Annotated in this window: 17 protein-coding genes; 8 read left to right on the forward strand and 9 right to left on the reverse strand. The window is 69.1% G+C overall.

Annotation, left to right across the window (positions count from 1 at the left end; genetic code table 11):
• Positions 1–774, forward strand: a complete 774-nt coding sequence (locus ABT313_RS14000) for a thiazole synthase (protein ID WP_350852280.1) — start codon at positions 1–3, stop codon at positions 772–774.
• On the opposite strand, the gene ABT313_RS14005 is transcribed toward ABT313_RS14000, so the two are convergent.
• The gene (locus tag ABT313_RS14005) at positions 749–2,611 is read right to left on the reverse strand and encodes a DUF6807 family protein (RefSeq protein WP_350852283.1); all 1,863 of its coding nucleotides are present in this window, start codon (positions 2,609–2,611) and stop codon (positions 749–751) included. The genes ABT313_RS14000 and ABT313_RS14005 overlap by 26 nt on opposite strands.
• A 60-nt stretch (positions 2,612–2,671) precedes the next feature.
• On the opposite strand from ABT313_RS14005, the gene ABT313_RS14010 reads away from it, so the two are divergent.
• Positions 2,672–3,058 (forward strand): RidA family protein, encoded by a 387-nt coding sequence (locus tag ABT313_RS14010; protein ID WP_350852286.1) that lies wholly within the window; start codon positions 2,672–2,674, stop codon positions 3,056–3,058.
• Here ABT313_RS14010 and ABT313_RS14015 read toward each other — a convergent pair.
• On the reverse strand, positions 3,055–3,927 hold the full coding sequence (locus tag ABT313_RS14015; protein ID WP_350852289.1) for a serine hydrolase: 873 nt from the start codon (positions 3,925–3,927) through the stop codon (positions 3,055–3,057). The two genes, ABT313_RS14010 and ABT313_RS14015, sit on opposite strands and share 4 nt — an antisense overlap.
• Positions 3,924–4,799, reverse strand: coding sequence for a LysR family transcriptional regulator (locus tag ABT313_RS14020; protein ID WP_350852292.1), 876 nt, complete (start codon positions 4,797–4,799; stop codon positions 3,924–3,926). Before ABT313_RS14020 ends, ABT313_RS14015 begins: the two co-directional genes overlap by 4 nt.
• A 116-nt stretch (positions 4,800–4,915) precedes the next feature.
• Here ABT313_RS14020 and ABT313_RS14025 point away from each other — a divergent pair, with 116 nt between their 5' ends.
• Positions 4,916–5,848 (forward strand): MBL fold metallo-hydrolase, encoded by a 933-nt coding sequence (locus ABT313_RS14025; RefSeq protein ID WP_350852294.1) that lies wholly within the window; start codon positions 4,916–4,918, stop codon positions 5,846–5,848.
• On the opposite strand, the gene ABT313_RS14030 is transcribed toward ABT313_RS14025, so the two are convergent.
• The gene (locus ABT313_RS14030; RefSeq protein ID WP_350852297.1) at positions 5,838–6,572 is read right to left on the reverse strand and encodes a GNAT family N-acetyltransferase; all 735 of its coding nucleotides are present in this window, start codon (positions 6,570–6,572) and stop codon (positions 5,838–5,840) included. The two genes, ABT313_RS14025 and ABT313_RS14030, sit on opposite strands and share 11 nt — an antisense overlap.
• A 52-nt stretch (positions 6,573–6,624) precedes the next feature.
• Positions 6,625–8,025, reverse strand: coding sequence for a MocR-like pyridoxine biosynthesis transcription factor PdxR (gene pdxR / locus ABT313_RS14035; RefSeq protein ID WP_350852300.1), 1,401 nt, complete (start codon positions 8,023–8,025; stop codon positions 6,625–6,627).
• A gap of 107 nt (positions 8,026–8,132) precedes the next feature.
• Here pdxR and ABT313_RS14040 point away from each other — a divergent pair, with 107 nt between their 5' ends.
• The 3 genes from ABT313_RS14040 to ABT313_RS14050 are packed head-to-tail and all read left to right on the forward strand — an operon-like array spanning position 8,133 to position 10,306.
• Complete coding sequence (locus ABT313_RS14040) at positions 8,133–9,419, forward strand: FAD-binding oxidoreductase (RefSeq protein ID WP_350852303.1); 1,287 nt, start codon at positions 8,133–8,135, stop codon at positions 9,417–9,419.
• A 16-nt stretch (positions 9,420–9,435) separates the two neighbouring features.
• Positions 9,436–9,795: a DUF1622 domain-containing protein gene (locus tag ABT313_RS14045; RefSeq protein WP_350852306.1), complete on the forward strand. Its 360-nt coding sequence runs from the start codon at positions 9,436–9,438 to the stop codon at positions 9,793–9,795.
• A gap of 7 nt (positions 9,796–9,802) precedes the next feature.
• Positions 9,803–10,306: a tetratricopeptide repeat protein gene (locus tag ABT313_RS14050; RefSeq protein WP_350852309.1), complete on the forward strand. Its 504-nt coding sequence runs from the start codon at positions 9,803–9,805 to the stop codon at positions 10,304–10,306.
• A gap of 5 nt (positions 10,307–10,311) precedes the next feature.
• Here the strand turns inward: ABT313_RS14050 and ABT313_RS14055 are convergent, their stop codons facing one another.
• From ABT313_RS14055 to ABT313_RS14070, 4 genes are all read right to left on the reverse strand, one after another.
• Positions 10,312–11,160 (reverse strand): SAM-dependent methyltransferase, encoded by an 849-nt coding sequence (locus tag ABT313_RS14055; protein WP_350852312.1) that lies wholly within the window; start codon positions 11,158–11,160, stop codon positions 10,312–10,314.
• Between the two features lie 102 nt (positions 11,161–11,262).
• Positions 11,263–11,700 (reverse strand): rhodanese-like domain-containing protein, encoded by a 438-nt coding sequence (locus ABT313_RS14060; protein ID WP_350852315.1) that lies wholly within the window; start codon positions 11,698–11,700, stop codon positions 11,263–11,265.
• 65 nt (positions 11,701–11,765) lie between these two features.
• Positions 11,766–13,652 (reverse strand): Na+/H+ antiporter NhaA, encoded by a 1,887-nt coding sequence (nhaA, locus tag ABT313_RS14065; protein ID WP_350852317.1) that lies wholly within the window; start codon positions 13,650–13,652, stop codon positions 11,766–11,768.
• Positions 13,653–14,313: 661 nt separating this feature from the next.
• Entirely contained in the window at positions 14,314–14,751 is a 438-nt protein-coding gene (locus ABT313_RS14070; RefSeq protein ID WP_350852320.1) for a GNAT family N-acetyltransferase, read from the reverse strand.
• Between the two features lie 304 nt (positions 14,752–15,055).
• Between ABT313_RS14070 and ABT313_RS14075 the strand changes: the two genes are divergently transcribed.
• Both ABT313_RS14075 and ABT313_RS14080 read left to right on the forward strand, forming a co-directional pair.
• Positions 15,056–15,754: a GAF and ANTAR domain-containing protein gene (locus tag ABT313_RS14075; protein WP_350852324.1), complete on the forward strand. Its 699-nt coding sequence runs from the start codon at positions 15,056–15,058 to the stop codon at positions 15,752–15,754.
• A gap of 261 nt (positions 15,755–16,015) precedes the next feature.
• Positions 16,016–17,161 (forward strand): ROK family transcriptional regulator, encoded by a 1,146-nt coding sequence (locus ABT313_RS14080; protein WP_350852327.1) that lies wholly within the window; start codon positions 16,016–16,018, stop codon positions 17,159–17,161.
• The last annotated feature ends 1 nt before the right edge of the window (position 17,162 follow it).

Raw genomic sequence — 17,162 nt, forward strand, 5'->3', positions numbered from 1 at the left:
ATGGACGATCCACTGGAGCTCGGCGGGCGCACGTACACGTCCCGGCTCATCATGGGGACCGGCGGTTCGGCCAACCTGGAAGTGATGGAAGAGGCATTGATTGCCTCTGGCACCCAGTTGACCACGGTCGCGATGCGCCGCCTCGGGACCGGGCACGAGGGCTCGGTGCTCGACGTACTCAAGAAGCACAGCATCGACGTCCTGCCGAACACGGCCGGTTGCCACACCGCCGCCGAGGCCGTGCTGACCGCGAAGCTGGCGCGGGAGGCGTTGGAGACCGACCTGATCAAGGTCGAGGTCGTCGCCGACGATCACCTGCTGCTGCCCGACCCGTTCGAGCTGCTCGATGCCGTGGAAGCCTTGGTGGCGGACGGTTTCACCGTGCTGCCGTACACGAACGACGACCCGATCCTGGCCCGCCGGCTCGAGCAGGCAGGCTGCGCGGCTGTCATGCCGTTGGCCGCACCCATCGGTTCGGCGCTCGGGATCCGCAACCCGCACAACATCGCGCTGATCGCGGAAGCGGCGAACGTTCCGGTCATCGTCGACGCCGGCATCGGTACGGCGAGTGACGCCGCGCTGGCGATGGAGCTCGGGTGCGACGCGGTCATGCTCGCGACCCCGGTGACACGTGCGGAGAAGCCTGCCTTGATGGCCGCCGCGATGCGTGATGCTGTCTCCGCAGGACGAGCCGCGCGCCTCGCCGGTCGGGTCCCCCGCCGCTGGCAGTCCGCGCTGGCGTCGTCACCTACAACTGGTCTGCCAACGACTTAGCCTCGGCGAGGTCGACCGGCCGATCCAGCAGGAGCGCGGTGAGCGACAGCGTCAGCTCCTGGTTGGGTTGCAGCGTGAGCGGGCTGTCCCAGGCAAGCGCCGGGCACGCACCGACGTACGAGTCCGTGCGGAGGAACCAACGCCGTACGTCGTCGGGCTGCACCAGCAAGAGCGTCACGTCACCCTGGACGAAGGCCAGCCACGGACTTGTCGAACCGAAGGCGGCGTCGAGGCCCTCACCATCAGCCGACAGCACCGTAGTCCCGGCCACTGGCAGGCGCCAGAAGATCCCGCCGTACGCGGCGCCTTCCCGGCCGGCCGTGGTCGGGTTCTCGATCTGCACCGACCCGTAGCGCGCGGTCAGGACGCTCTGCCAGTCGAGTCGCCAGCCGCCGGCAGCGAGTTCGCCGACGAGACGACGACGTTCGACGAGCTGCGGCCGGCCTTGTTCGTCGTACCAGGTGATGTCGTCGATCAGCTCGTGACCGTCGGCCGTGACGCCACGACTGCGTTGCTGACCGTGGTTCGTCAGCAGGGTCGGGCCTTGGTCGCGAACGTACGTCCGGCCGCCCCAGTGCGAGGTGCCGTTGACGACCGGTACGGCGAGCGAGACGCCGTAGTGATGCCGGTGATCGACCGGACTGACCTCGGTCAGCGGATGCCCGCCGAGCGTACGAACCGGGTGCAGGTACGGCCGCGGCGCGTGCACCTGCGGCATCCGCCGGCCGAACTCGTACCGCGCGAGCAGGCCCGAATCGCTCCCGAGCGCGAAGATGTCGCCCTGCTGCTGCCACGCGAGCCGGCCAGGCGCCGTACCACCGGACGACCGCGGCGCCTGCGGCACCGGCCCCGTGCTCGCACGGACCGCCAGCCGCAGCTCAGGTACGTCGTCCGCGTCGCCGTTCGGTGCCGCGATCGACGCATGCAACCGCCGCCACGCCAGCTCCCCAAGGTCCTTCTGCGGCACGCGAACCGTCGTCAGCGACGGTACGGCGAACCGCGCCAGCCCGATGTCGTCCATCCCGGTCACCGACAGATCAGCCGGTACAGCGACGCCGACCTCGTTGAGCCGAGCCAGCAGACCGAACGCGACCAGATCGTTGAACGCGACCACCGCGGTCACATGCGACTCGAGCACCCGTTCCACCGCGGCGTACCCGTCCTCGATCGACCGCCCGCACTCGAGCCGGACAAGCTCCAGCCCCGGGATCTCCCGCTCGGCAATCTCAAGAGCTCGTAGCCGGAGCGTGTTCGACGCACTCGCCGCCGGGCCGGACAAGAACGCGAGCCGCCGATGCCCCAGCCCGACCAGGTGATCGACCACGATCCGTACGGCGCGGCCGTAATCGACCACCACCGACGAGACGTCCTCCGGGCCTTGCCGGTTGACGAGGATGACCGGCTGCACCTGCGGCAACAGCTCGAGCAACCGCTCCTCGTCCAACCGCGGCGAGACCATGATCAGCGCATCGCATCGCCGTCGCGCCTCGATCGCGATCGAGGCCTCGGCGGTCGGGTCCTCGTCGGTCTCGGCGACCAGCACCCGGTACCCGGCCGCCGCGGATGCGTTCGTGATGCCGCGAAGGATCTGCTGGAACAGCGGGTTGCCCAGATCGGGGACCACCAGCGCGACCATGTTCGTCCGGCCGAGGGACAGGCTGCGGGCCAGGTCGCTGGGCCGGTAGTTGAGCCGGTCGGCGGCCGCACGCACCCGGGCGACGATCTCGGGTGCGACAGTGAGCCGGCCGTTCATCACCCGGGACACGGTCGCCCGCGACACCTCCGCCAGCCGTGCGACGTCGGCGATCGTGATCGAGTCCTTCGGTGTCCGGCCCACCCCCGTATCCTCTCCCGACGGAAACCGGTTTCTCAACCCTTGCCGGGGTATATCTGGTGCATGAGCAACCTGGAGTATCCGAGCGCAGTTGGAGTTGCCCCCGGCAACGGTTACAGCCATGTCGTGACCGGTCACGGGCAGTGGGTGGCGATCGCGGGACAGGTCGCCCTGGACCCCGACGGCAAGCTCGTCGGCATCGGCGATCCCGGCGCCCAGGCCGAGCAGGTGTTCGCCAACCTGGAGCGATGCCTGGCCGGCGCCGGCGCGACCTTCGAGCAGGTGGCGAAGCTGACGGTCTTCGTCACCGACATCGCGTACCTGCCGGCGATCCGCGCCGTCCGCGACAAATACATCCCCGGCAACAAACCCGCGAGCACGGCGGTCCAGGTGGTCTCCCTGTTCAGCCCCGACGCCCTGGTGGAAATCGAGGCGTTCGCGATCGTCTAACGCAGCAGGTCCACAGCCACGCGGGCGGCCTCCCCGATGGCGGCGTCTACGCGTGGCTGCCGGATGTCGCCGCGGGCGGCGAGGGTGAAGACCGCGACGGCGTACGCCGTACCGCCCGGAAGCGTGATCACGCCGACCTCATGCCGCAGGGCGCCGAAGGTCCCGGTCTTCCCCGCGACGCGTACGCCGTCGTGCGGGAAGCCGGACGCCAATCGGTGCAGGAACACCTGCCTATGCATGGTCGCCTTGACGAACTCGGTCTGCCCCGGCGACAGCAACTCCCCCGCCCACAACCGCCGCAGCAACAGCGTCATGTCGCGGGCGCTGGATGCCGATGCGTTCACCGCTTCATAGACGCCGGCCGGATCGGTCTGGTCGTTGTCCGCGAGTACGGCGAGTGCCGCATCCGGATCGTTCGTTCGGGTACGACGCTGCAGGTCCCGCAGGTTGCCCGCGGTACCACGTCGTACCCAGGTCCGCTGCAGACCGAACGACGTGAGCAGCTCCGCTAGCCGAGGCAGCCTGACGATGTCGAGCAGCGCATCCGCGGAAGCGTTGTCGGACAGCGTCATCATCGACAGCGCCAGGTCCCGCAGCGACGCCGTGACCGGGTCCGCGAAGGTGGACAGCCCGGTCGGCCCACCGGTCTTGGTGGCCGGGTCGAGCGTGAGCTGCTGCCGTGGATCGAGTTCGCCGAGATCCACGAGCCGGCAGAACCCGGCCAGCAGCGGCAGCTTGTACACCGAGGCCAGCGGCACGATCCCGTCCGCGTCGACCTCGACCGTCGCGTCGGGCTCGTCCAGCGCGACCGCGTGCAGCCAGCCGCGGACACCGGCGTCCTCGAAGACCGCGCGGATGCGGGCGTTCACGAGGCCACCAGCGCTTCGGTCAGTTGGGCCATCACGTCGTTCGGGCGGAGGAACGGCGTACGCGTCCTCGACCAGACCAGCCGCAGCCGCAACGGCAGCGGATCGTCGGCGAGGCGATGCCGGGTCACGCCGGGCGCGGTCAGCGCCGGATCGGCGGTCACCACGATCGCCTGGCCCGCTGCGGCCATCGCCAGACCGGCTCGCTCATCGGTGACGACGACCGTGCCGCCGGTGGGTCGATGCAGGGCGAGCGTGTCCAGGAACAGGTCGCGGGCCGCCGGAGCCTCCGTCCGCGGGCGAATCGCTACCGGCAATCCCTTGAGCTGCCGCAATCCGACAACCTCCTCGTCCACGAAGCCGGCCGGCGCGAGCGCCCAGGTCGGAAGCAGCGAGACCGGACCGGCCTCGAGGCCGTCCAGCACGACGGGATGCAGTACGGCGGCCAGCGTCAACCGGCCCGTGGTGACCTGGTTGATCAGCGAGCTCGTCGAGGCGGTGACGACTGTGACCCGGCTGCCCGGGATCACCGCGCCGGCCGCGGCCGCGACGGCAGCACCGGCCGAGGGCGGGACTTCGGGCGCCAGACCGAGCCGGATCTCCGGCCCTTCGGGATCGCGGGCGACCGCAGCCTGGTGCAGCTCCTCGATCGAGGTCAGCGCGCGGCGTGCGTACGGCAGCAGCGCGGCTCCGGCGGGGGTGAGCTCGACCCGGCCGGCGCCGCGTTCGAACAGCTTGGCGCCGACGAGGGCCTCGAGGCGACGCAGGCCCTGGGACAGCGGCGGCTGGGTGATGCCGACGACCCGGGCCGCGTCGCCGAAGTGCTGCTCCTCGGCGAGTGCAATGAAAATCTGCAGATGTCTTTCAGTGAGCATGACGTGAATGACCTGCGGTGATATCTCCAGACAATCGCCCCATGCCTGAGAGCATATTCGACACCCGGCTCAGCGCTCGCCTTGACTGACGGTCCAGGACGACGAGAGGAGACAGCGTGAAGGTGAGTCGGAGAGGGATGCTGACAGGCGCGGCGGCTGTTGGCGCGGCTGCCGTGGGAGCGGCCGGCGTGGTCGGCCTTGAAGGCCGGAGTGAGGCAGCGACGACACCAGCCGCGGGGCGTGAGCCGGTGGAGCTGACCTGGTTCGGGACGCATGCGTGGCAGCTGCGCTGCGGGAAAGGCGTCGTACTGACCGATCCGTGGCTGACCCGGTTCAAGACCGGAACGTTCACGCCGGAAGGTGCGGACCCGAAGACGAAGCTCGTGATCAAGCCCGAGGTGATCGACAAGCACCTGAGCACGGCCGACGCGATCCTCGTGCATCACGGGCACTACGACCACATGGCCGATGTGCCTTACGTCGCGAAGAAGACGCAGGCGACCGTGCTGTGCACCGAGACGCACGCCAACCTGCTCCGCGCGATGCGAACGCCGGACGAGCTGCTCTCACCGGTCCGCGGCGGCGAGTACCTGCCGTTCGCCGGCTTCTCGGTCGAGGTGTTCCCGTCCCTGCATTCCTGCAGCGGCAAGCGGCACACGTACGCCTACCCGGGCTATCGGTACGCCGTACCGCCGCGTCCGCGCGTGATCGAGGACCTGGTCGAGGGCGGCACGCTCGCGTTCGTGATCACGATCGGCGGCCTGCGGATCCTCAGCCTGAGTACTGCGAACTTCGACCCGAACGCCCTGCGCGATCTGCAGGTCGACGTGATCTTCGCGGCCCCCGGCGGCGAACCGGGCATCACCGATCGCTTACTGCAGACCATCAAGCCGGTCCGCAAGGTGATCGCGACGCACTGGGACGACTTCGACAAGCCGCTCGACGACCCCGGTGTCCCCTGGACCGACCTAGCTCCGCTGCGCCAGTCGGTCGAGCGGACCGGCGCCGAGTTCGTCGTCCTCGATCACCTGCAGAAGGTCACGCTTTGACGCGGTAGTGGTACCGCGAGACGGTCCGGAAGCCGAGGTTGTCGTAGAGCGTGCGGGCCGGGATGTTGTCCTCCAGCACACTCAGCCACACCCACCTGGCTGTTGCCGCCTGCAACAAACCGCGGATGACGGCGGAGGCGAGGCCCTGCCGCCGGAAGCGTTCGTCGACGGCCAGGCAGTAGAGGCCGGCGGTGTCGTCGACGAGCGCCAGCCGGCCGATCGCCTTCACCTGCTCACCGTCGGGGATGCTTGCGTAGAGAGCCTTGCCCCGGGCAAGGATCTGCTCGGCGGTGGCCCGGTCGGCGGCGCCGCCGCGGCCGTCGACGCTCCACCAGCAGTCCATCCAGGCGGCGGACGGGGTCGAGGAAATATTCACCTCGTCCGCCGTCACGGGCAGCTTCGCGAGCACGTCGGAGAGCGCCGCGCACTGCACCAGCGTGGGGTTGCGCACGGCGTACCCGCGGGCTTCGAGGTGGACGTCCAGGTCGCTCGGCTGGACCGCCGGGCTGATCTGGAACGACGGCGTGATGCCGTGCGCGACGTACAGGCTTTCCACGTAATCCAAGGCCTTGTGGAGGTCGAACGGCGCATTGGCGGGCAGCACCGAGTTGGCTCGCAGGGTGACGCCGGCGTTGCGGCGGACCAGCCAGCCGTCGAGCTCGGTGTTGTCGGCGGCCGGCCAGGCCTGGTTCATCAGCGAGTCCATGCGAGCTTCGGCGATCACTCGACCAAGGGTAGAACCGTCCGGATTGAATTGCAATGAAATGGATATTTATTCATGCGGCGCGGATCGCGGCGATCGCGTCCGCGAGCAGATCGATGCCCTCGACAACTTCCTTCTGGTTGAGCGATCCGTAGCCGAAGACCAGCCCGGCCGGCCCCGAACCGGACACCCAGTACGGCGCCAGCCCGTACACGCCGAGCCCGCGCTCCAACGCCGCCGCCCGCACCGCGTCCTCGGTGAGATCCGGCGGCAGGAACGTCATCACGTGCAGCCCGGCCGACACCCCGACCGGCTCGAGCTCCGGGATCCGCGCCGCCAGCTCGTCCACCAGTGTGTCTCGCAAGAGCCGATACCGCGGCCGCATCCGCCGCAGGTGCCGGTCAAACTCACCGCGCGCGACGAAGTCCGCGAAGGCCAGTTGGTCGAAGACCGGGGACCCGCGATCGTCCATCAGCTTCGCCTGCGCCATCGGCTCGACCAGCCACGCCGGAAGGATCAGCCACCCCAGCCGCAGCCCGGGCGCGAGCGTCTTGCTCGCGGTCCCGGCGTACGCGACGCGCTCCGGCGCCAGCCCCTGCATCGCGCCGATCGGCTCGCGGTCGTAGCGGTACTCCGCGTCGTAGTCGTCCTCGATCACCAGCCCGTCGCGCCGAGCCGCCCACGCGACCAGCGCGGCCCGCGTCTCCGCCGAGGTCACCGCACCGGTCGGGAACTGATGGGCAGCGGTCACGAGCACCACATCCGCACCGGACCGCTCGAGCGCCTCGACGTCGACCCCCGATTCGAGCACCGGTACGCCGACCGCCTCGAGCCCCGCCGCCGCGGCGACGTCCCGCAGATCGTTGTCGGACGGGTCCTCGACGGCCAATCGCTTGTACCCCTGCGCGGCCAGCACCTGCAGCAGCAGCCGTGAACCCTGGGCGAACCCGTTGCAGATCAGCATGTTCTCGGGGCGCGCCGCCGTACCGCGGACCCGGTTGAGGTAGTCGGCGAGCGCCGTACGCAGCTCGATCGTGCCGCGACCGTCGAGGTAGGCGAGGCTGCGGTACGGCGTCTCGTTCAGCACCCGGCGTATCGATCGGAGCCACGCGGCGCGGGGGAACTGCGAGACGTCCGGCCGGCTGTAGCGGAAGTCGATACGCGGCGGGCCGCTCGCGGACCTGTGCGCGGCGGTCGGCTCGACCACGGCGATGTCCGCGACCTGGGTGTATCCGCCGGCCCGGCTGACCAGATACCCCTCGGCGACGAGTTGCTGATAGGCCTCGACGACCACGCCGCGGGACAGCCCGAGGTCCTGTGCCAGCGCGCGGGTGGACGGCATCACCGTGTCCGGCCGCAGCAGCCCGGCCCGGATCCGCGTCCGGATCCCGCTCTCCAACTGCTGATGCAGCGGTACGCCGTTGTCGCGCCGCAGCTCCACCAGGAGTTCCCCGGTCCCGGAACTGGTCCTCATTCGGCTCACACAACTGGACCTTATCGGAGTACCGCTTCGCTGTCAGGGTTGTGGACAGACCAAAACGACAGACCAGAACGACAGAGCCCGACTGGGAGTTGAGAGCGATGACCACGATGCTGCGCACCGGCGACGCCGGCTACGACGAGGCCCGGACCGTCTGGAACGCGATGATCGACCGCCGTCCGGCCGCGATCGCCCGGTGCTCGAGCACCGCCGACGTCGTCGAGGCCGTGCGGTTCGGCCAGGCGGCCGGGCTGGAGATCGCGGTCCGCTGCGGCGGTCACAACATCGCCGGCCTCTCGGTTCCCGACGGCGGGCTGATGATCGATCTGACGCCGATGAACGCGGTGCACGTTGACCCGTCGCAGAAGCGGGCCTGGGTGCAGGGCGGCGCGCTGCTCGGCGAGCTGGACAAGGCGGCGCAGGAGTACGGGCTGGCGACGACCGCAGGGAACGTCTCGCACACCGGCGTCGGCGGGCTGACGCTCGGCGGCGGGATGGGCTGGCTGGCCCGCCGGTTCGGCCTGGCCTGCGACAACGTCGTGTCCTACGAGGTCGTGACCGCGGACGGTTCGGTGGTCCGGGCGAGTGCGGACGAGAACCCCGAGCTGTTCTGGGGTCTGCGCGGCGGTGGCGGGAACTTCGGGATCGTCACCCGGTTCGAGTTCCAGTTGCACGAGATCGGGACGCGGGCGCTGATCGTCGAGCTGACCTACCCCGCGTCGGCCGGCTTCCCCGTACTGCGGGGTTGGCGTGACCTGAACTCGCAGGCTCCGCGCGAGGCGACCTTCACAGCGAGCATCAAGCCGGATTCGATCACGGTCGGCTACGTGTGGGTCGGCGAGGGCGGGTACAGCCTGCTGCCGGCGCTCCGCGCGCTCGGCCCGGTCGTCGACGAGGTTGTCGAGGAGACGACGTACCTGAAGCTGCAGACGCGCGACGACAGCGTGCAGGGTCACCGGTACCGGCGCTACTGGAAGGGGCACTACTTCAAGTCGCTGCCGGATGACGCGATCCGCGCGTTGCTGCGGACCCCGGGTCCGTCCGCGAGCCTGCAGGCGTACGGCGGCGCGATCGCCGACGTACCGGACGGGGACGCGGCGTTCAGCCACCGGGACACGCAGTTCGAGTTCGTCACCGCGACCCGGTGGGAGGACGCGGACGAGGACCAGGCGCGGATCGCCCAGCTCCGGGAGTACGCCGCGACGCTGGCGCAGTACGCGAGCGGTGCGTACGTGAACACGCTGAACGGCGACCCGATCCAGCGCGCGTTCCCGCCGGCGAAGCTGGCGCGGCTGGTCGCGCTGAAGACGGCGTACGACCCGGCGAACGTCTTCCACCTCAACCAGAACATCCGTCCCGGCGAGGCGGGTGCGGAGACCGCCGCCTGACTGGTACCTCTGGAGGGTGGACTTCGAGTCGGTGTTCGCCGATGTGGCCCGGGTGATCGAGGGCGCGGGCGTGGTCATCATGGCCGTCGGCCTGGCCGCCGTCCTGATCCGGTACGCCTATGACGTGGTCCGCAAGGGCGCCGGCAACTACGGCGCCCTGCGGGTCAACCTCGGCCGGGTGATCCTGCTCGGCCTGGAGATCCTGATCCTCGGCGACATCGTCCGGACGATCATCGTCGAGACGTCGGTCGAGAGCGTGCTGGTGCTCGGGCTGATCGTGGTGATCCGGACCGTGCTCAGCTTCACCCTCGAAGTCGAGATTTCGGGGTCCTGGCCGTGGCAGCAGCGCAATAACAACTCGACCGACGCGGCATGATGGAGATGTGAAGACTGAGCTGACGCCGGAGCTGGCCGCGACGATCGAGGAGGCGTTCGCCAAGCGGGACCGGGCGAACATGGGCCCGACGATCGCCTTCTTCGAGAAGCTGCTGAGCGAGCATCCGGACAACCCGCACGTGCTCTACGAGGTCGGCGGGTCCTACGACACTGCCGGCGAGGAGGAGAAGGCGGTCGGGTACTACGAGCGCGCGCTGCCGGGGCTGACCGGGGAGACGCGCCGCAAGTGCCTGCTGCAGTACGGCAGCACGCTGCGCAACCTCGGGCGGTTCGACGAGTCGCTGGCCGTGTTCAAGGACGCGTGCGCGGAGTTCCCGGAATCGGACTCGCTCCGGGTCTTCAAGGCGCTGACCCTGCACGCGGCCGGGAAGCAGGACAAGGCCCTGGCCACGCTGCTGCTGGTGATCGCCGACAAGGTCGACTCGGCCGAGATCAAGCGCTACGAGGCCGCGATCCGCGGGAACGCGGACTACCTGGCCAACCTCGGCTAGCTCGACTACTTCGCGGTCTTGCGGGCGACGCCGCCGTAGATGGCGTCGCGGATGTCGGCCGGGTGCTCCTCGTCGACGCGCCCGCCGGGAACGTGCCACTCGCCCAGCGGGACGACACCCGGCTCGAGGAGCTCCAGGTCGCCGAACAGGGACGTGATCTGCTCGACCGAACGGAACGCCAGGGTCGGGAACGCGTCCTTGACGTTCTCGAGCAGCTCGGTCACCAGCACGTCGACCGGACCGCCGTCGCCCGGGTTGCACGCGTGCGTGATCGCCAGATACGACCCCGGTGGCAGGGCGGCGACGTACTGCGCGGCGATCTCCCGGGTCTGCTCGTAGTCGTGGATGTGGTGCAGCATCAGCGCCATCACCAGCGCGACCGGCTCACCGCCGGTCAGCAGGTCCCTGATCGCCGGGTCCGCCAGCACCTCGTCGGGCTTGGTGAGGTCGGCGGCGGTGAACTGCGTCCGGTCGTTGTCGAGCAGGAGTGCCCGCCCGTGGGCGACCACGGACGGGTCGTTGTCGATGTAGATCACCGAGGCGTCGGCGTTGACCTTCTGGGCGATCTGGTGGGTGTTCTCCGCGGTCGGCAGGCCGGAGCCCGCGTCGATGAACCGCCGGATGCCGGCCTCGTCGGCCAGCCAGGTGATCACGTCGCGGAGCCAGGCCCGGTTCGCCCGGGCCCAGAGCGGGGTCTCCGGCGCGATCTTCATGATCTGCCGGTACAGCGCGCGATCGGACTCGTAGTTGTCCTTGCCGCCGAGGGCGTAGTCGTACACCCGCGCCACGCTCGGGCGCGTGGTGTCGATCCCGTGCGCGACCAGGCCGCTGTCATTCATCGGCTGATCGGTCACACTGTCTCCTCGCGTCGGTCCACTACGAGGGTAACGTACGCAGAGTCAGCGTTTCACCACGGCGAGTTCAATCTGTGTAAAACCTCAACGCTCACAGGGATTTCAGCACGCGCACGCCACCCCGCGCGGCGCGGTGAGCGGATCCGGCAGCCGTCGATCGACACCGTCGGCGGTCTCCACCGGCAGCCCTTCCCGGGCCCAGTACTCGAACCCGCCGATCATCTCCTTGACCGGATATCCCAGTTTCGCGAACTCGAGCGCGGCCCGGGTCGCGCCGTTGCATCCCGGCCCCCAGCAATACGTCACGACAGCCACACCTTCAGGTACGACGGACGCCGCCCGCGCCGCGATCTCCCGCGTCGGCAGGTGGACCGCGCCGGGGACGTGCCCCTGGTCCCAGCTCTCCTGGCTGCGACTGTCGATCAGCACCCAGCCGGTCACCCCGCCGCCGATGTCCGAGGCGACATCCGACACGTCTGTCTCGTACGCCAGCCGCTCCGCAAAGTGTGCGACGGCGGCCTGGTCGATCTGTTTGGTCATGCAGCCAGCGTCAGCCATCCGGCGGTACGGCGAACAGTGGCAGAAATGCCCTAGTGCATCAAGATTCAGCCATGACGCTGGGTGATCTTGGCCCGCGCCCGCGCCACCTTGATCGCCGCCTTCAACGACTCCACGTCGTACGCGCCGTAGTGCCGCTGACCGTTCACGAAGAACGTCGGCGTACCGGACACCCCGCTGGTATCGGCGGACTCGACGTCCTGCGCGACCCGGGCCGCGGCCACATGCCGCTTCACCTCGTCGTGCAGCTTGTCCGCGTCGAGGCCGAGCTCCCGCGCGTACCCCATCAGGTCGGCCGGCTGCAGGTTTTCCTGGTTCGCGAGCAGCAGGTCGTGCATCTCCCAGAACGCGCCCTGCGCGGCCGCGGCCTCGGCCACCTCGGCGGCGATCTGGGCCCTCGGGTGTACGTCGGACAGCGGCAGGTGCCGCCAGACGAATCGGAGGTCGTCGTCCTGCAGGACGTCGCGGACGATCGGCTCGGCCAGCCCACAGTACGGGCACTCGAAGTCGCCGTACTCGACCAGGGTCACCGACGCGTTCTTCGGACCGCGGATGTGGTCGCGCTCCGGATCGACCGGGTCGGTGAGGTCCTGCAGCTGCTCCGCGTTGCCGAGCAGCGCGTACGCCTTCTTCGGCGGGGAGAGCAGCTTGGCCGCGCGGAACACGACCCAGGTGAGCGCCGATGCGATGACCACCGCGGAAAGCAGGCCGACCTTCGCCTCGGCGAGCTGCGGGCCGTCGAACGCGATCGTTGCGATCAGCAAGGAGACGGTGAACCCGATCCCGGCGATCGTCCCGCTGCCGAGCACCGCCGCCCAGCCGACGCCCGCCCGGATCCGGCCGGCGCTGAGACGCTCCAGCAGCCACGACACCGAGGTGACCGCAACAGGCTTGCCGATCACGTACCCGAGCAGGATGCCGAGCGTGATCGGCGAGGTGAACGCGCGCCCGAGGAACGCCATGTCGATCGTCACACCGGCGTTCGCGAGGCCGAACAGCGGGACGATCAGGTAGCTGGTCCACGGGTGGTAGAGGTACTGCAGGCGCTCGTTCGGCGAGATCGTCGTGGTGAGGCCGACGGTCGCCGAGCGTGCGAGCTCCGGGGTCGGCTGCTCGCGGAACAGGCGGAACAGACCGGTCGCCTGCTCCAGCTCTTCTCGTCCGGGCGAGTACGCCGGAGCCGTCAGGCCGATCGCGAGACCGGCGACGACCGGGTCGACACCGGATTCGAGGAGGGCGGCCCACATGAGCACGCCGAGGACGGCGTACAGCCAGGTTTTGCGGACGTGGAACAGCGAGAGGGTCAGCACGACGGCGAACGCGATGATCGCCAGCACGAGCGACATCAGCTGGATGTCCTCGCTGTAGACGACCGCGATGACCACCAGCGCGAGCAGGTCGTCGACGACGAACACCGTCAGCAGGAACACGCGCACCCGATCCGGGACGCCGCGGCCGACCAGCGCGAGCAGGCCGAGGGCAAGCGCGGTGTCCGTGGACATCGCGACACCCCAACCGTGCGAGCCCGGTCCGCCGGCGTTGAACGCGAGGTAGATCAGCACGGGCGCGACCATGCCCGCGATCCCCGCGAGCATCGGCAGGACGAACCGGGTCCGATCACGGAGATCACCGAGATCGAACTCCCGCCGCGCCTCCAGCCCGACCACCAGGAAGAACAGGGTCATCAGCCCGCTGTTGATCCACTCCCGCAGATCCAGGCTCAGTACGTCGTCCCCGAGCCCGATCGACAGATGGGTCCGCCAGAAGTCGTCGTACATCCCCGGGAAGAGATTCGCCCAGAGCAGCGCGAGAACGATCGCGGCCGCAAGAACGCCGGAACTCCCCGCCTCGGTCCGAAGAAAGGACCGCAACGGCGCGGCAACCTCCCGCCGCCAGTTGGTCCTCCCACTGAACAGACCAGTCAAGTCCGCCACAGGGCAAACTCTAACCAGCTTCTTGCAGGAGATGTGGTTGGAGTGTGATCAGCCCACCGCGGTGCTCCGCGCGGCTCCTCCGTCGCCGTGCTACGCGCCGCCCCACCCACCCCCGGGCTCATCGCCCGGAGCATCCCTTCCGGCTATCGCCGGGATCTTCCGGCTGCCGCCGGACCTGCGCGCTGCCGCGCGGTCGACTGCCCCTGGCGAGGCTGATTCGTGTCTGTCGAGGTGGCTGCGGCCGACCCATCGCCGGGGCTACGCGCGACTCGTTCGTCGCCGTGCTCTGCGCCGCCCCACCTACCCCGGGGCTCATCGCCCGGACATTCTTCCGGCTATCGCCGGACCTGCAGGCTACCGCCCGCACCCGTGCGTGCTACCGCGCGGTCGACTGCCCCGTGGCGCTGCCGATTCGTGCTTGTCGAGGTGACTGCTGCAAGCCCGCTCGGTCGACCGCCTCGGGTGCCGCGTGGGCGTGATGATCGAGCTGATTACCCGTGCTGGGAGCCGGCCCGCGGTGAAACAGGTCTGGTGGTGAAGATGAGTTGGCGGGCGTACCGAAGGACGGGTAGTGGTCGAGTGGAGGCTCCGCGTCTGAGCGTGGCTGCCGCCGCGTGTATGGCGTGTCTTCGATCCACTACCCGTTCGTCGGTACCGCCCTTCAGATCAACGTCTTCTTGTAGAAGGTTGCGGAGTCCTCATACCCGAGGGCGAGGTAGAAGTCGCCGGCTCGGCGGCTGGCGAGTGCGAGGTACGAGGCGCCGACAGACCGGGCCCAGCTCTCGGCGTGATCCATCAGGAGACGTCCGATGCCGGCCTGTCGCATCTGCTCGTCGACCATGAGCTCCTCAACCCACGCGACCGGGCCGTTGGCCAGGAACGTGAGATGGCTGTTGCCGAGCAGATAACCGACGACGCCACGCTCAACGGTCTCCGCAACGAGCAGAAGTGTGTCCGGAGCACCGACCAGCTGCCGCCAGGTGGCGTCGAACGCAGCACGCTCGGGCTTGAACGAGGTCGCGAAGTCGCGCGCAAGCGGCCAGACCTGCTCGCCATCGGCTGGGCGAGCCGGGCGTATCAGAACTCGATTGTCGGACATCGGGCTAGTCTGCATCTCCCGCCGGACCGACCGACGACCGGCGCAGAGGGCGGCTGGTTCGCCGAGTCGTGGGAAGTGGCTGCGTTTCGGGAGCCAATCCTCACGACTGGGCGTTCCCGGCACGAACCATCTGCCACGACTCGGCGATCCCGCGCGGCCGGGGTTCTTGGGGTGGGGATCGCGGGGGCTACCTACGACTGCCGAGGGCCGGTGATGGTCTCGTTTCGGTGGAGTGGCTAACGGTGGGTGGGGGTTGGGCTGCATGATGTGCGTGCCCGAAGTACGAACTTGTTCTGGAGCCCCTGTGACCGAGTCTGATCTTGCTTCGTCGGCGGATACGTTCGCCCGGCTGGCGATCGAGTTGCATGATGCGCCTGGTGTCGAGGAGACCATCGATGCTGTTGTGCAGTTTGCGTTACAGGCTCTTAACTGCACGTACGCGGGCGTGGCCCTCTACACCCGCGGTTCGCGCGCGGAGATTGCCGCCGTCACGGACCCCGTCGTCGCGGATGTCTACGAGTTGCAGATCGAGACCGACAACGGTCCGCTGGTGACTGCGCTCCGCGAGCGTACGGCGGTTCTGATCCGCGACACCGACACCGACGGGCGCTGGCCGGAGTGGGCGGCGAAGGTGGCGGCGCTCGGGGTGCGCAGCGTTCTCGACGTACCGCTTGCGACCGGTGACGCAGCGCGACAGACCGTCGGTGTGCTGGGGTTGTACAGCCCGGTCCCGGACGCGTTCACCGAGGACGACGAGGCGATCGCGACCATTCTCGCGCGGCATGCGTCGGTCGCGGTGGCGTCGGCGCGGCACGAGGAGTCGATGGCGCAGGCGGTCGACGCACGGAAGCTGGTCGGCCAGGCGATGGGCATCCTGATGGAGCGCTTCGATGTGGACGCCGACCGGGCGTTCGCGATCCTCAAGCGGTACTCGCAGGACAACAACACCAAGCTCCGCGACGTCGCCCAGCATCTGATCGACACCCGGAAGCTCCCGCACTGAACCGTGCTGACCGGGCGCGACGCATTCTGACAGCGTTGTCCAGGCAACAAGGAGTGAAATCCGTTGCATACTTCGATGAGAGTTGGGTACTGCGCCTCCACGGTGTTCACTCGATTCGAGGGGTGTGGACATCTATCTGTCATTGGGTGAGCTTTGACGCCGGGGCTTGTGCGGCCAGAACGGCGGACCGGGTCACGTCCCGGCGTCCCTCACCCCTCGCGCCGTCGACTCGCGCGCTGATCCGCCGGTTACCCTGACGCAGTGGGTGCCTGGCAGCCGTTGTCCGGTCCGTCACGGCAGGTGGCGTTGGAGATCCTGCTGGACGGGCCGTTGTCGCGCGCCGAGCTCTCTCGCCGCGTCGGCCTGTCCCCAGGCAGCCTCACGCGCCTGACGAAACCCATGGTCGAGTCCGGCCTGCTCGTCGAGGTCGAAGGCGGTCCGACCGACGCCAGGGTCGGCCGCCCGTCGCAACCGCTCGACCTGGACGCGAACGCGCACCATTTCGTCGGCATCAAGCTGACCGGCGACTCCGCGATCGGCGTACTCACAACCCTGCGAGCTGACGTGATCGCCAGCGTCGAGCGTCCGCTCACGGACCCGACTCCTTCCGCGGTCGCCGAGCTCGTCCTCGAGCTCACCGACGAGCTGGCGATCCAGGTCCCGGGCGGTACGGCGATCACCGGGCTCGGCGTCTCGATCGGCGGTCGTGTCGCGAACGGGTCGGAAGTCCGCTGGGGCCCGTACCTCAACTGGGTCGACGTACCCTTCGGCGAGATCCTCGCCGCGCAGACCAGCGTCCCGGTAGTGGTCACGAACGACCTGACCTCGCTGACCGAGGCGACCCACTGGTTCGGCGCCGGGCGGAACTCGGACCGCTTCGTATTGGTCACGATCGGCGCCGGCGTCGGGTACGGGCTGGTCGTCCACAACCAGGTCGTCGACAGCCCTGACGTCACCATCGGCCTGATCGGTCACCACCCACTCCTCCCGGACGGCCCGACCTGCGACCGCGGCCATCGCGGCTGCGCGCTCGGCTTGCTGACCGTCGGTGCGATCACCGACCAGGTCGGTACGGCGATCGGCCGGCCCGTCGGGTACGACGAGGCCCTCGACCTCGCCGCTAAAGGTGATCCCGCGGCGCGCGAGGTGATCAGCCGGGCCGGTCGCGCCCTCGGCAAGCTGATCGCGGCGGCGGCGAACTTCACCATGCCCGAACTCGTCGTCCTCGGCGGTGAGGGCGTCCGGCTGGCCGAAGTCGCACACGACGACCTGCTGGCCGCCCTGCATGCCGACCGGCACCCGTCGGCCGCGGAGCTGCCGATGGTCCTGCAGCCGGCCGACTTCAGCGAGTGGGCCCGCGGCGCCGCGGTCGTCGCGATCCAGACCTTCGTCCTCGGCACCACGTAAC

It is taken from the genome of Kribbella sp. NPDC000426, assembly GCF_040300265.1.
Taxonomy (GTDB): domain Bacteria; phylum Actinomycetota; class Actinomycetes; order Propionibacteriales; family Kribbellaceae; genus Kribbella.

What these genes read in the sequence shown, in the direction of transcription:
- ABT313_RS14000 (WP_350852280.1), top strand. Translation starts at nt 1, where the DNA reads ATGGACGATCCACTGGAGCTCGGCGGGCGCACGTACACGTCCCGGCTC.
- ABT313_RS14010 (WP_350852286.1), top strand. Translation starts at nt 2,672, where the DNA reads ATGAGCAACCTGGAGTATCCGAGCGCAGTTGGAGTTGCCCCCGGCAAC.
- ABT313_RS14020 (WP_350852292.1), bottom strand. Translation starts at nt 4,799, where the DNA reads ATGCTCACTGAAAGACATCTGCAGATTTTCATTGCACTCGCCGAGGAG.
- pdxR (WP_350852300.1), bottom strand. Translation starts at nt 8,025, where the DNA reads ATGAGGACCAGTTCCGGGACCGGGGAACTCCTGGTGGAGCTGCGGCGC.
- ABT313_RS14040 (WP_350852303.1), top strand. Translation starts at nt 8,133, where the DNA reads ATGACCACGATGCTGCGCACCGGCGACGCCGGCTACGACGAGGCCCGG.
- ABT313_RS14060 (WP_350852315.1), bottom strand. Translation starts at nt 11,700, where the DNA reads ATGACCAAACAGATCGACCAGGCCGCCGTCGCACACTTTGCGGAGCGG.
- ABT313_RS14070 (WP_350852320.1), bottom strand. Translation starts at nt 14,751, where the DNA reads ATGTCCGACAATCGAGTTCTGATACGCCCGGCTCGCCCAGCCGATGGC.